The following is a 12435-nucleotide window of genomic DNA, read 5'->3' as shown; positions in this document are numbered from 1 at the left end:
CATTTCATTCCGAAAAGCGTCTGGACGAGAAAATGGCGATACTGCTGAAATTGCTCATGAGCCTGGCCGGCATGGTGCTGATGGCTTTCGGGGTTGTCCTGGCGCCCCTGCCGGGGCCGCTCGGTGTGCCGTTCGTGCTGTTGGGACTGATCCTGCTGCTGCGCAGTTCGACGTGGATCAAGCGTCAGTTCATGCGCCAGGTCAGGGCGCATCCACGCTGGCTTGGTCCGGTGCGCGCCATGCTGCGGCCCGGCGCCCAGGTGATTTCTCTGGTCTGGCTACAGGGGCTGCGCGTTGAGCGCGGACTGATGCCCCGTCGCTTCCGTTTCATGCAGAGTTCGCGTCAGGGCGTAAAGCAGGGCGTGAAATCTCTTTTCAGGAAGCGGTCTTCACGCGCTTCGGAGGACGCGGCCTGATGCCCGGATAACGCAGGGGAAATTAAATTTTCTCCACATTCACCGGATATTCAGGACGAGCCTTTACATTGCCGTATTGCCTCTCCATATGAGGCCAAGGACGTTATGTTGCGTCGCAAAAAATTTAGAGTTGGTGGGGCGTGACAAGGCGTCCAGATAAGCAAAATGTCGAGTGAAAATGGCGCGCCCGCGCCCCATAAATCATTGGTTCCCGCCAAGTCCGGTCCGCGTGACTGGAAGGCGAAGGCGCGCTCGGTGAAGCGGGCCGCCAAGCGCTTCTCGAAGAAGGCGCTGGGCTGGATCATGATTGCGCTCGGCTTTGTTTTCCTTGCGGCGGGCTTCCTGCTGATCATCATTCCCGGTCACTATTTCCTGATCCTCGTCGGCCTGATCATGATCCTGCGCAACGCGTTCTGGGCACGCCGTCAGTTCATCCATCTCAAGCGCCGTCATCCCAATTGGGTCATGCCGCTGCGCAAGCTGCTGCGCCGCAATCCGCAGGTCGTCTCGATCTTCTGGCAGCAGGTGCTCAAGTTCGAGCGATTGATCCTGAGGGGACGCGGCCAGTTGGTTGGCATCCGCCGACGATTTCTCCGCAAGCCGCGGACGGTCTAAAAACAGCAAATAAGTTTGAAAGCCCTTCGGTCCAACCGGAGGGCTTTTTGCTGTCTCATTGAATCCTTACACCAGGCGCTTTACGCCGAAAGTTCCATTCATGGAGACGGCATGGCATCCGAATCAAACAAGGTCGTGTTCGCCGCCTTGATCGGCAATATTCTGGTGGCCGTCACCAAGGCGGTGGCAGCGGCCATGACCGGTTCGTCCGCCATGCTCTCGGAGGCGATTCACAGCTTCGTGGATACTGGCAATGAGATGCTTCTGCTCTATGGGATGCATCGCTCACGGCGTAAGCCGGACGAGGCCCATCCGCTGGGCTACGGCCGGGAATTGTACTTCTGGAGCTTTGTCGTCGCTCTGCTGATCTTCGCGGTCGGGGCAGGGGTGTCCGTTTATGAAGGCATCGTCCACCTGCAAAATCCGGAACCGATGGAACGGCCGCTCATCAACTATATCGTGCTGGGGCTGTCGCTTTTGTTTGAAAGCGGGTCGTGGTGGGTGGCTGTCCGGTCGGTGCGGGCGGAGAAGGGCGGCCAGAGCTATCTCAAGGCCATTATCGACAGCAAGGACCCACCGAAATTCATGGTCCTGTTGGAAGACAGCGCGGCCCTTCTGGGCATCCTGATTGCGCTCGCTGCCACCTGGGCTTCGGTGACCTTCCATGAACCGCGTTTCGACGGAATAGGCTCTCTGCTCATTGGCCTGGTGCTGGCGGCTGTGGCCATTTTCCTCGCGAAGGAAAGTAAGGATTTGCTGATCGGTGAACGTGCCGATCCTGTCATGCAGACGGGGATTATCCGCCTTGTCGAAGGTATGGACGGCGTCCTGCGCGTCAATGGCCTTCTGACCACTCACATGGCGCCCACGGAGGTGGTCGCGGCGCTCAGTCTGGAGTTCGAGGATGGGCTGACGATCACCCAGGTAGAGCGCATTGTGGCGGATATGGAAGCCGCTATCCGTAAAGCCTATCCCGAAGTCGCTTCCTTGTTCGTCAAACCCCAGACGCCGCAGATTTACGAGGCTGCCGTTGCGCGCATAGAAAAAGGCCCGGAACCGTAATTCCGAGCCTGTAATCTTTCAGCAAACGCTGTCGAGTTGCGGGTCTAGGGGGCTTCGCACCCTAGTTAAAGCGGCCTTCGAGCTGGCCGATCGCCTTGTCGACCTGCGTATCGGTCTTGGCCTTGGCGACCTGATCGAGCAGGATCTGCTCGGCCAGTTGCGCGGCCAGATCGGCGGCGGTGGACTTGACGTCTGCCGTGGCATTGGCCTCGGTCTGGGCAATCTTGCGTTCGGCCAGGGCCTCGCGGCGCCTGATGGTCTCTTCCAGCTTGACGCGGGCTTCGGCGGCCATGCGGGCGGCTTCTTCCTCGGCAAAGGCGATCAGTTCGCGGGCCTTGGCTTCGGAAGCCAGACGCTGCGCCTTGATGCTGTTCAGCAGGTCGGTCGCTTCCTGGCGGATGCGGACAGCCTCGTCCAGCTCGGCGCGAACGGCCTTGCCGGTATCGCCCAGCGACGTCCACAGCTTGCCCGGCACCTTGGCGACGAACAGGATGAGGAAGAAGAGGACCAGGGCGGCGCGGACCCAGAATTCGGCTTCGGTAAGCATTTCCATAGCCTTACACCTTTCCGAGCGCGGACTTGAGCGCGGCGGCCGTGGCCGCCTTGCCGGTCAGTTTTTGAACCAGAAGCGAGGCTGTTTCCTGCGCGATATCGCTGACATGGCTCATGGCCTCGTCACGTTGCGTGCGGATACGGGCTTCGGCTTCCGCCAGACGCTTGCCCAGCTTTTCGTCCTCGGCGGCGGTGGCGGCAGCCACTTCGGCATTGGAACGGGCCAGGGCCTCGGCCGCCAGCTTGCGGGCCGCAGCGTGGGCTTCAGCGGTTTCGGCGGCTGCCTGCTTGGCCTGGGCCTCGGCCTCGTCGCGGTTGGCGCGGGCATTGGCCAGGTCTTCAGCGATGGTGGCGCCGCGCGTGTCGATGACCGTGCGCAGGCGCGGCACGAAGACCTTCGCCATCAGCGTCAGGAAGACGAGGAAGATCACCACGAGCCAGATCATCTGGCCGGCCCAATGGTCGGTATTCAACTGTGGCAGGCCGCCTTCCTTGGCCTCATGCTGGCCTTCGGCACCGACCGTTTCGGTCGTCGCGTGGGCGTCATGGGCGGGAAGCTGGCTTTCGGCAACAGCCTGACCCGGGACCAGGGTGGCAACCGTGGTCACGCTCGGCGTGGCCGAGAACGAAGCGCCGGTGGCGTCGTCAGCAGATAAGGTGGCCTCTGGTGAGGTAGCGGTTGTCATATCTTATTCCTGAAACCTGTGACCGGCGCAGATGAGCCCGCGCCGGTAGCCAGTTTTCAACTTACAGCGACGGTGCGTTGAAGAGGATCAGCAGCGCGATAACGAAGGCGAAGATGCCGAGGGCTTCGGTCAGCGCCATGCCGATGAAGAGGTTGGTCTGCTGGGTCTTGGCAGCCGAAGGGTTGCGCAGGGCGCCGACATAGTAGTTGCCGAACAGGATGCCGAGGCCGATACCGGCACCGATCATGCCGAGGGTCGCCAGACCGGCGCCGATGTACTTGAGGCCGCCGGCGATGAGGGTTGCAGATTGAACGTCCATGGGGTGTTAACTCCGAGTTTGGAAAGGGACAGATTGAAAGAAGAACCTAGTGGTGGCCGATATTGACCACATCACTGAGATAAACGCAGGTCAGAACCGCGAACACGAAGGCTTGCAGGTAGGCGACCAGGAATTCGAGGGTGGTGAGCGCCACGATGGTGCCCATCGAGGCGAGGCCGATTACGGCGCCGAGGCCGCCCAGGGTCAGCCCGGTGACAATGAAGCCGGCGAAGACCTTCATGACGATGTGACCGCCGAGCATGTTGCCGAACAACCGGAGCGTCAGCGTCACGGGGCGCATGATGAAGGCGATGACTTCGATCGGCACCAGCACGATCAGGATGTACCAGGGCACGCCCGACGGCACGAACAGCTTGAAGAAACCCAGGCCATTGCGGATGAAGCCGACGGCCAGTACCAGCAAAATGGTCATGGCGGCGAGCGTCAGGGTGACGGCGATCTGCGAGGTGGCGGTGAAATAGGTGAACATGCCGAGCAGGTTACAGCTCAGGATGAAGAGGAACAGGGTCAGGACGTAGGGCAGGAACTGCTTGCCGTCGTGGCCGATGATCGAATCCGCCATGTCGTCAATCAGGCCGAAAACGCCTTCCGCCATGACCTGGCCGCGGCCAGGAATGATGCTGGCGCGGGCAGTGGTCAGGAGGAAGAACAGGCAGGTCAGGCCAACGGCGATAAGCATGGCCATGACCGAATTGGTGATCGACAGGTCCACCGGCACACCGCCGATATGAAAGGTGGGGAGCTCGACGATCTTCTCAATCTTAAACTGGTGTAACGGATCGGCCATAAGCCCCAAAACCTCTTTAGACAATTTCATGTGCCCTTGCGGGCGAATTTGACGACTAGCCTATTTCTTTTGACCTGACCGGACGATCGCATAGACCGCCACAATCATGCCCAGAATAGCGCCGATGATCACCCCAAACGGACGGGTGTGAAGATACTGGTCGCTAAGCCAGCCAAGTCCCAGACCGCCTAGAATCCCCCCCAGCAGCTCCCCCAGGGCCTGATAGCCCTGATTAGCGCCGACCTCGCCGCTGACATCGTGCGTCTTGCGCTTGCGCGCTTCAATCGCCTTCAGCCGCCTGTCAAGATCGTTGAGTTCGTCTTGATCCGAGGACTTATCGGGTGGTTCATCTGTCACGTTTGGCACCTGGCAGGCGGAATAACAGGGATCGTTATTCCGGCTAAGAACGGCGCGGAACCTACTCAAGTGCCACTCAAAGGTCAAGCAATTGCGCGGCACAAAGTGGAGTTGTTTGAAATAAAATAGAAAACAACGCTGTCAGCGGTTTTCCAAGATCATTTTTTGCGACGCGAAAAGGTTAGAAGGCCGTTTATAATATAGCCGAGCAGCTTATACCGTCGAACTTATCGTTTATAAGCGCGCTACGCGACGTGTTCAGCCACCAAGGCTTCCGCTTGCGACAGATCGACGCTGACCAGTTGCGACACGCCGCGCTCTGACATGGTGACGCCGAACAGGCGATCCATGCGTGACATGGTGACCGGATTGTGGGTAATGGCGATGAAGCGCGTCTTGGTGCGTTCGCGCATCTCGGCCAGCAGACGGCAATAGCGGTCGACATTGGCGTCGTCGAGCGGGGCATCGACTTCGTCCAGCACGCAGACGGGCGCCGGATTGGCCAGGAAGACGCCAAAGATCAGGGCCGTGGCGGTCAAAGCCTGCTCGCCGCCGGACATCAGGCTCATGGTCGAGAGGCGCTTACCCGGCGGGCAGGCGTAGATTTCGAGGCCGGCTTCGAGCGGATCATCCGATTCGACCAGGCGCAATTCGGCTGAGCCGCCATCGAACAGGGTGACGAACAGGGTTTTGAAGTGCTCGTTGATGATCTCGAAGGCCGCCAACAGGCGTTCGCGGCCTTCGGCGTTCAACTCGTCGATGCCGTCGCGCAGTTTGGCGATGGCGGTGGTCAGGTCGGCGCGTTCCTTGGAAAGGGTGTCAAGCCGGCCTTCATATTCGGTGGCTTCTTCCTCGGCGCGCAGGTTGACCGCGCCCAACTGGTCGCGCTCGCGTTCCAGACCTGACAGAAGCGATTCGGCGCCGGAGGCGTCGGCCGGCGTGGCGATGGCTTCTTCTTTCAGGCGTTTGCCCAGATCGTCAGGTGTGCCGCCCGTCTGGTCGAGGATGACGGCTTCAATCTCGGCGGCCTTGCCTTGGATAGCTTCAAGACGGGCGGTGGCGCCGGCGCGTTCTTCGCGGGCGGCCGAGGCTTCCTGTTCGCGGGCGCGGACATCGATATCGGCGTCACGGCGCTCGGCCTCGGCGGCGTTGAGCTTGTCGCGGGCTTCACTGAGGCGCTTTTCGGCAGTTTGCAGCGAATCGACCAATGATATCCGCTTGCTTTCAAACTCACGCGGCGCCGATTGAGCGGCCTCCAGCGCGGCTTGCGCCGCCGCCTGGTCTTTTTCCAGCTTGAGCAGGCGGGCGGCGGATTCGCTGGTACGCCGGCTCCAGTCGGTCAGTTCGCGGGTCAGGGTGCGTTCACGGGCTTCGCGGGCCTGACGGTCACGGGCATCCTGATCGAGATCGGCGCGGGCACGCATCACCGCCTGACGGTGGCTGTCGGCAAGCGCCCGGGCATCGTTCAGTCGTGCCTTCATGGTATCGGTGTCGAGCGCGGCCGACTGGCTGGCCAGCAGGGCGTCGTAGGCCGTCTTCGCTTCGGCGTGTTCGGAGGTCAGGCGGGCGAGGGTGGCCTCCAGTGATTCCAGCCGGGCCTCGTATTGCGTCTGGGCACGCAGACGGTTTTCCAGATCGTTCTGGCGGGTGCGTAAGGTCCGCTCCAAGTCGGGCAGGCGATTGCGGGCGTTACGCAGGCTGTCTTCATGTCCGCGCTGGGCTTCTGCGGCCGCGGCTTGCGCTTTTTTCGCCTCTTCCAGCTTCGGTTTCAGTCCGTCGATCTCGGTTTCCAGTTCATCGTGGCGCGTGCGCTGGGCCAGACGGACGGCGGCGGGTTTGGGCGCCTTGGCGCGAACGATCAGGCCATCCCAGCGCCACAGGTCGCCTTCCTTGGAAACAAGGCGCGCGCCGATGGGAAGCTGGCTTTGCAGGCGGTCGCCATCGGCCTGTGCGACTACGCCGATAGTAGAAAGGCGCAGGGACATGGCGGCCGGCGCTTTTACATTGACGCTGAGCGGCGTCACGCCGAGCGCAGCCATATCGATGGCTTTCGCCTGGCTTTCGAAATCCTCGCTCCAGAAAGCGAGTGCGGTCTGCACCGCCTTCTTCGACAGGCTGAGATTGAGATCATCGCCTAAGGCCGCTGCCAGAGCCAGTTCATAGCCCTTGTCGGGGCGCACCGCATCCAGAACAGGGGCCCCTTCTTTGCGTACGGTAGTCAGGATCTGCGACAGACCGCGCGCCTCGGCGGTCAGGCGGCCCAATTGATCCTCTATGTCACGCATCGCCTTGCGGCTTTGCGCCTCGGCATTGGCCAGAACCGGACGGGCCGTTTCCAGTTCCTCGGCGGCCTTGCGGGCGGTCTCTAAATCGGTTTGTGCCGTCGCGGCCTGCGCCTTCAGGCCGTCCAGCGCGCTGTAATCGAAGGTGCCCAGGGCCTTGCGGTCATTTTGTGCCGTCTGTAATTGCTGGCTCAGGCGGTCAAAACGTGATTTCGCTTCTCCCAGACGTGACGCTTCCAGGCGCTGGCGCTCGACCTGCGCGGCCTGCTCGGCGGCTATGGCCTCGATCGCCTGATCGGCCTTGACGCGCTCAGCTTCGGCGGCCTCGACCGCGCGTTTCAGTTCCGGCTCACGCGAGGGGGCGCTGGCGATTTCTTCCTGCACGCGCGCCAGGCCCGATTGCAGGCGCTCGACCTGCAATGAACCATCGGATGACAGATCGACTTCACGCTGGAAGTCGCCTTTCAGGCGGGCGATATCGCCCTTCAGGCGCTCGATCTCGCTGGCGACCTGCTTTTCTTCCAGGTCGAGGCGTTCCTTTTCAATGTTGAGCCGGTGGTTGACGGTGGCGGCCACGGCCTCTTCCTCTCGCAAGGGCGCAATGGCCTCGGCGGCTTTCAGGGCGGCGGTTTGCGCGACCGCAGCGGCGCGGGCCGTGGTCTCGACCCGCTGGCTCTGCGCCTGCATGTCGCTGACAGCGCCTTCGAGCAGGGCGCGCACCTCCAGCCACTTGGCGTGCAGGATCGCCTTTTGCAGGGCGCGGATTTCGGCGGAAATCTTCTTGTACTTGTCGGCCTGGCGGGCTTCGCGCTTGAGGCGGGAGAGAGCGCTGTCGAGTTCGCGGGCGATATCATCGAGGCGCGACAGATTCGATTCGGCCGCCGAAAGGCGCAGTTCGGCCTCATGGCGTCGGGTGTGCAGGCCGGAAACACCGCCGGCTTCTTCGAGCACGCGGCGACGGTTTTGCGGCTTGGCGGCAATCAGTTCCGATATCTGCCCCTGACGGACGAGCGCCGGTGAATTGGCGCCGGTAGAGGCATCGGCGAAGAGAAGCTGCACGTCACGGGCGCGCACCTCCTTGCCGTTGATCTTGTAAGAGGAGCCGGCGCCGCGATCGATACGACGGGCGACATCGAGGACAGGCTGATCCGTAAAAGGCTGCGGCGCCAGGCGTTCGGAATTGTCGATGGTCAGGGTCACTTCCGCCCAGTTGCGCGACGGGCGCTTGTCCGAGCCGGCGAAAATGACATCGTCCATGCCGGAACCGCGCATGGCCTTGGCGGAGGTGGCGCCCATGACCCAGCGCAGGGCTTCAAGCAGGTTCGACTTGCCGCAGCCGTTCGGCCCGACAATGCCGGTCAGGCCCGGATCGATGCGGAACTCGGTCGCATCGACGAAGGACTTGAACCCTGAAAGCTTGATCTTCTGAAAGTGCAAGGATGAACCCAATTCGCCTTTTTGGCGCGCCACAATGATTCTAACACCTTCATAGCAGAACGGTGAGCGTCAAGAAACTTTGCGCAAGACAGGGTTAATTCCTGTGGATGAGCTACTTCGTGGCCTTGATAGCAGCTTCCAGGCTGTCGAGGTCGTGGCGTTCCATTTCCTTGCCATTGACGAACAGGCTGGGCGTGCTGCGTATACCCGACTCGATGGCGGACTTATGCGCCGCCTGCAGGCGGGCGAGGCCCGCGGCGTCGCCGGCGCAAGCGTTGAAGGCCGTTTCCGACAGACCAAAAGATGCAGCGATCTTTACCAGGATCGGCTGGGCGATGATATTGCTTTCTCCCCAGGCATAGTATTCGCTCTGGCCGCGCATGACGGCATCGACCACGTCGAAATATTTGCCGGGGCCGGCACATTCCGCCATGCGCGTACCGGCCACGGCGATCACTGGCACGCCGGTCAGCATGGGGCGAAAAACATACCGCACCTTGCCGGTGTCGATATATTTGGCCTTAAGCTGCGGGAAGACGGTTTCATTAAAGCTGGCGCAGGCCGGGCAGGCCACCGAGCCATATTCGATGATCGTGACCGGCGCCTTGGCGCTGCCCAGGACATGATCCGTGGGCGTGACCTTGACCAGCGCCGGGGAAAGATCCGCCGCCTGAGCCAGGGGGGCAAAAAGAAAAGCAGCCAGGACCGCCGCCGCAAAACGCCGGATCATGGGTTACTTGCCCGCCAGCAGGGGCGCGAAAGCCTCATCGAAGTCCGCGATGGTGCCGGTCTTGCGCTCGAACCGCTTGCCATTGATGAAGAAGGTGGGCGTGCCGGTGATGTCGTCTTCCTTCAGGTATTTATCGACATTATCCTGAATGCGCGCCAGGCCCTTTTCATCGGTGATGCATTTGTTGAAGGCGTCGTCCTTGATGCCCACCGAGGCGCCGATACGCTTGAGAACGGGCAGGGCATTGGTGGTGGTGCCGTCGCCGAACATCTCGCCCTGGGCCTTCATGATTTCATCGACGACCTTGAAATAGTTTTCCTTGCCCGAGCAGCGGGCCAGCAGGATGCCGGCCGCCGAGACATCGCGCGGCTCGGTCAGGAATTCGCGGTAGACATAGCGGATCTTGCCCGGCGTGATGTACTTGGCCATCAGTTCGGGCATGACGTCCTTGTTGAACTCGGCGCAGTGGGCGCAGGTGACCGAGGCATATTCGATCAGAGTCACCTTGGCATTTTCGCCAGCGCCCAGGCTCATATCGCCTTCGACCGGCTTGATCGTTTTGCCGCAGCCAGCCAGAAGCAGGGCTGTGGTGGTCAGGGCCAGGAGAGTCCGTCTGGAGGAAATCATGTCGGTCCTTACTTGCTGAGCGCGGGCTTAAGAGCGGCGTCGAAATCACCGATATTCAGCGGAATGCGGTCCAGCTTCTTGCCGTTGATAACAAAGGTAGGCGTACCGTTGACGCCGTCCTTGGTCATATATTGCTGGTTCAGGTCATTCAGGCGCTTCAGGCCCTTTTCATCGGTGATGCACTTGTTGAAGGCGTCTTCCGACATGCCGAGGGACTGGCCGATGCTGAACAGGACCGGACGGGCATTGGCGTAGCCGGTTTCCTCGCCGCCCATGGCTTCCTGGGAGCGCATGACCTGGTCTATGACTGTGAAGTACTTGTCCTTGCCGGCGCATTCGGCCAGCATGTGCCCGGCGGCGGCCACGGCCGGATTGCCGGTCATCATCGGACGGTAGACATAACGTACCTTGCCGCTGTCGATATATTTGGCTTTGAACTCAGGCATGACGGTTTCATTGACATGGCCGCAGATCGGGCAGGCGACCGAGGCGTATTCGATGACGGTCACCTTGGCGTCGGCCGGGCCCATCGACATTTCATCGGCAGCGACCGCGCCGGCAGAGCCGCCCTTGCTGCAGCCGGAAGCCAGAAGCGCCAGGCCCATGAAGGCCACTGCACCGCTCACACGAAGGGTTTTGCCGACAGAAATTTGCATATTCAGCCCCGAAAATGGTTTGGAAAGGTGGCAGTCCCGAAAGGACTCGCACCCTTAGAGTCTGTGCCTTTTTAAAGCGTTCGATTGCGCTGTAAATATGGCATTTGTGTTTTGCGAATTATTGCGCTGTTCCGAAATTCTTTTTGAATTTCGGCAAGGCCAACGGCCGCCCGAGCTGGTGCGAGGAAAAGCCGTTCTTTAAAGTAGATTGGCGGCGATTGAGCTCTAGGATGACTTCATGTTCTCGCGTTTCAGAACAGACCGGCCAAGCTGAAGCAGGGACTTTTTCAGCTTCTCATCCGCCACATCGCTCAAGGATTGCTGGAGTGCCAGTTCTTCCTGAGCGGAAAGGGGCTTAGGACGGGCATATTGCGGCTTTTTCGGCGCCTGGGTCAGCGGCCCCTGGATGATCCGCAGCTTATCGATGGTCTTCGCGCCGAGGAAAAGATTGATCCGGTCAATCAGGGTGGTGGACTGATGCTGGACCAGCGGCGCGTAGGCTCCCATGACGCGGATTTCCAGGGCGCCGGCCCCATGCGCGCGGCCCTTGATGATGCGGACGGGTTCGCACAATTTGGCCAGAGCCTCGCCGGCGATCTCGGTCCAGCGGTTTTTCAGCTTGCCGGACCCGTCGTCCATCTGCTCAAAGCGCGCCTGCAGGCTTTTCAGCAGCGGCTGAACCTGCTTCTTTACCGGCGGCGGTGGCTTAGGCATACGCCGGGTGTGAGTCGTGCGCAGGATGCGGAGCGAGTCTTCAAGGGATGGCAGCGGACGTTTCATGAGCGGGATTATACTGAAGGACAAGGCACTTGTCGCCTCCTTAAGAGCCGGTCTGCTGGTCTGGTACGACACGCATGGCCGCAAGCTGCCGTGGAGACAGGGCGAACGCGATCCTTACCGCGTCTGGCTGTCCGAGGTCATGCTCCAGCAGACGACCGTGCCGCACGCCGCACCCTATTATGAGAAGTTTCTCAGGCTTTGGCCGACGCTGCGCGATCTCGCCGCCGCCGAGGATGGCCGCGTCATGGCCGAATGGGCAGGGCTTGGCTATTACGCCCGCGCCCGCAAGCTGCTGGAATGCGCCCGGACCGTGGTGCGCGGTCACGGCGGCGTTTTCCCGGCGGATGAGACTGAGTTGCTGAAGCTGCCGGGCTTTGGCCCCTATACCTCGGCGGCGGTGGCGGCCATCGCCTTCGGGCACGCGGCCAATGTGGTGGATGGCAATATCGAACGCGTCATGACGCGGCTCTATGCCATCGAAACGCCGATGCCGGCCGCCAAGCCGCAGGTACGAGAGGCGGCCGCGCAATGGGTAAATGACGATCGCGCCGGTGACTGGCCGCAGGCCCTGATGGATATGGCGACTTTGATCTGCCGCCCGAAATCACCGGTTTGTGGTGGCTGCCCACTTGCGGAAGCCTGCGTGGCCAGGGCGCGCGGCGAACAGGAACGCTTTCCGGTCAAGCTGGCCAAGGCGCCCAAGCCGCGCCGTTATGGTGTGGTATTTGTCATTCAGTCGGGTGATGACGTACTGGTGGAACGCCGTGCCGACAAAGGATTGCTTGGTGGTATGCTGGGCCTGCCGCACACGGAGTGGCGATCGGAGCCTTACCGCACGGAGGAAATCACGCCGCCGCTTTCAGCGCCATTTGAGGTCATTGGCAGCTATGAGCACGTCTTCACCCATTTTGCCCTAACACAGGAGGTTTGGCGCGCGCAGGTTTCAGATGAGTCAGTGTGCGATTTCCTGCGCAGGAACAACAGCTTCCAGCTTCTGCCTGTCAGCGAAAAAGTCCTGCCGACGGTCTTCGCCAAGGCGTTGAAGATGAAGCCTGTCGCACCCGGATTGTTCGACTAAAAAGCGCGGACTTTGCCGTCCGCGCTGTTA

The 12435-nt window shown here is 61.1% G+C and carries 14 protein-coding genes; 4 read left to right on the top strand and 10 right to left on the bottom strand.

The window, feature by feature from the left end:
• Positions 1-32: 32 nt before the first annotated feature.
• The 3 genes from BLO49_RS03795 to BLO49_RS03785 all read left to right on the top strand — a co-directional run bounded on the left by BLO49_RS03795 (position 33) and on the right by BLO49_RS03785 (position 2093).
• Positions 33-416: a hypothetical protein gene (locus tag BLO49_RS03795; RefSeq protein WP_245678845.1), complete on the top strand. Its 384-nt coding sequence runs from the start codon at positions 33-35 to the stop codon at positions 414-416.
• A gap of 165 nt (positions 417-581) precedes the next feature.
• Positions 582-1031 (top strand): hypothetical protein, encoded by a 450-nt coding sequence (locus BLO49_RS03790; RefSeq protein ID WP_090644359.1) that lies wholly within the window; start codon positions 582-584, stop codon positions 1029-1031.
• A 111-nt stretch (positions 1032-1142) separates the two neighbouring features.
• Positions 1143-2093 (top strand): cation diffusion facilitator family transporter, encoded by a 951-nt coding sequence (locus tag BLO49_RS03785; protein ID WP_090644358.1) that lies wholly within the window; start codon positions 1143-1145, stop codon positions 2091-2093.
• A 61-nt stretch (positions 2094-2154) separates the two neighbouring features.
• On the opposite strand, the gene BLO49_RS03780 is transcribed toward BLO49_RS03785, so the two are convergent.
• The 10 genes from BLO49_RS03780 to BLO49_RS03735 all read right to left on the bottom strand — a co-directional run bounded on the left by BLO49_RS03780 (position 2155) and on the right by BLO49_RS03735 (position 11327).
• Positions 2155-2646: a F0F1 ATP synthase subunit B family protein gene (locus BLO49_RS03780; protein ID WP_090644355.1), complete on the bottom strand. Its 492-nt coding sequence runs from the start codon at positions 2644-2646 to the stop codon at positions 2155-2157.
• 4 nt (positions 2647-2650) lie between these two features.
• Positions 2651-3331: a F0F1 ATP synthase subunit B family protein gene (locus BLO49_RS03775; protein ID WP_090644353.1), complete on the bottom strand. Its 681-nt coding sequence runs from the start codon at positions 3329-3331 to the stop codon at positions 2651-2653.
• Between the two features lie 61 nt (positions 3332-3392).
• On the bottom strand, positions 3393-3650 hold the full coding sequence (locus BLO49_RS03770) for a F0F1 ATP synthase subunit C (RefSeq protein ID WP_090644350.1): 258 nt from the start codon (positions 3648-3650) through the stop codon (positions 3393-3395).
• 46 nt (positions 3651-3696) lie between these two features.
• Positions 3697-4458 carry a F0F1 ATP synthase subunit A gene (locus BLO49_RS03765; protein WP_090644346.1) on the bottom strand — a complete coding sequence of 254 codons (762 nt, stop codon included), beginning with the start codon at positions 4456-4458 and terminating at the stop codon, positions 3697-3699.
• A 60-nt stretch (positions 4459-4518) separates the two neighbouring features.
• Positions 4519-4815 (bottom strand): AtpZ/AtpI family protein, encoded by a 297-nt coding sequence (locus BLO49_RS03760; protein ID WP_245678844.1) that lies wholly within the window; start codon positions 4813-4815, stop codon positions 4519-4521.
• A 245-nt stretch (positions 4816-5060) separates the two neighbouring features.
• A complete protein-coding gene (gene smc, locus BLO49_RS03755) occupies positions 5061-8534 on the bottom strand; it encodes a chromosome segregation protein SMC (RefSeq protein WP_090644341.1) in 3474 nt (1157 codons plus the stop codon).
• Between the two features lie 112 nt (positions 8535-8646).
• Positions 8647-9264 (bottom strand): DsbA family protein, encoded by a 618-nt coding sequence (locus BLO49_RS03750; protein WP_090644339.1) that lies wholly within the window; start codon positions 9262-9264, stop codon positions 8647-8649.
• 3 nt (positions 9265-9267) lie between these two features.
• Entirely contained in the window at positions 9268-9891 is a 624-nt protein-coding gene (locus BLO49_RS03745; protein WP_090644336.1) for a thioredoxin domain-containing protein, read from the bottom strand.
• An 8-nt stretch (positions 9892-9899) separates the two neighbouring features.
• Entirely contained in the window at positions 9900-10547 is a 648-nt protein-coding gene (locus BLO49_RS03740; protein ID WP_090644332.1) for a DsbA family protein, read from the bottom strand.
• Between the two features lie 225 nt (positions 10548-10772).
• Entirely contained in the window at positions 10773-11327 is a 555-nt protein-coding gene (locus tag BLO49_RS03735) for a DUF721 domain-containing protein (RefSeq protein ID WP_090644329.1), read from the bottom strand.
• Between BLO49_RS03735 and BLO49_RS03730 the strand changes: the two genes are divergently transcribed.
• Entirely contained in the window at positions 11326-12405 is a 1080-nt protein-coding gene (locus BLO49_RS03730; protein WP_090644326.1) for an A/G-specific adenine glycosylase, read from the top strand. The genes BLO49_RS03735 and BLO49_RS03730 overlap by 2 nt on opposite strands.
• Positions 12406-12435: the final 30 nt, after the last annotated feature.

It is taken from the genome of Asticcacaulis taihuensis (assembly GCF_900100255.1).
GTDB classification, from domain to species: domain Bacteria; phylum Pseudomonadota; class Alphaproteobacteria; order Caulobacterales; family Caulobacteraceae; genus Asticcacaulis; species Asticcacaulis taihuensis.
The sequence above is the reverse complement of the archived record's forward strand: the minus strand, read 5'-3'. Positions and strand labels throughout refer to the sequence as shown.

What these genes read in the sequence shown, in the direction of transcription:
- BLO49_RS03795 (WP_245678845.1), top strand. Translation starts at nt 33, where the DNA reads ATGGCGATACTGCTGAAATTGCTCATGAGCCTGGCCGGCATGGTGCTG.
- BLO49_RS03790 (WP_090644359.1), top strand. Translation starts at nt 582, where the DNA reads ATGTCGAGTGAAAATGGCGCGCCCGCGCCCCATAAATCATTGGTTCCC.
- BLO49_RS03785 (WP_090644358.1), top strand. Translation starts at nt 1,143, where the DNA reads ATGGCATCCGAATCAAACAAGGTCGTGTTCGCCGCCTTGATCGGCAAT.
- BLO49_RS03780 (WP_090644355.1), bottom strand. Translation starts at nt 2,646, where the DNA reads ATGGAAATGCTTACCGAAGCCGAATTCTGGGTCCGCGCCGCCCTGGTC.
- BLO49_RS03775 (WP_090644353.1), bottom strand. Translation starts at nt 3,331, where the DNA reads ATGACAACCGCTACCTCACCAGAGGCCACCTTATCTGCTGACGACGCC.
- BLO49_RS03770 (WP_090644350.1), bottom strand. Translation starts at nt 3,650, where the DNA reads ATGGACGTTCAATCTGCAACCCTCATCGCCGGCGGCCTCAAGTACATC.
- BLO49_RS03765 (WP_090644346.1), bottom strand. Translation starts at nt 4,458, where the DNA reads ATGGCCGATCCGTTACACCAGTTTAAGATTGAGAAGATCGTCGAGCTC.
- BLO49_RS03750 (WP_090644339.1), bottom strand. Translation starts at nt 9,264, where the DNA reads ATGATCCGGCGTTTTGCGGCGGCGGTCCTGGCTGCTTTTCTTTTTGCC.
- BLO49_RS03745 (WP_090644336.1), bottom strand. Translation starts at nt 9,891, where the DNA reads ATGATTTCCTCCAGACGGACTCTCCTGGCCCTGACCACCACAGCCCTG.
- BLO49_RS03740 (WP_090644332.1), bottom strand. Translation starts at nt 10,547, where the DNA reads ATGCAAATTTCTGTCGGCAAAACCCTTCGTGTGAGCGGTGCAGTGGCC.
- BLO49_RS03730 (WP_090644326.1), top strand. Translation starts at nt 11,326, where the DNA reads ATGAGCGGGATTATACTGAAGGACAAGGCACTTGTCGCCTCCTTAAGA.
- BLO49_RS03735 (WP_090644329.1), bottom strand. Translation starts at nt 11,327, where the DNA reads ATGAAACGTCCGCTGCCATCCCTTGAAGACTCGCTCCGCATCCTGCGC.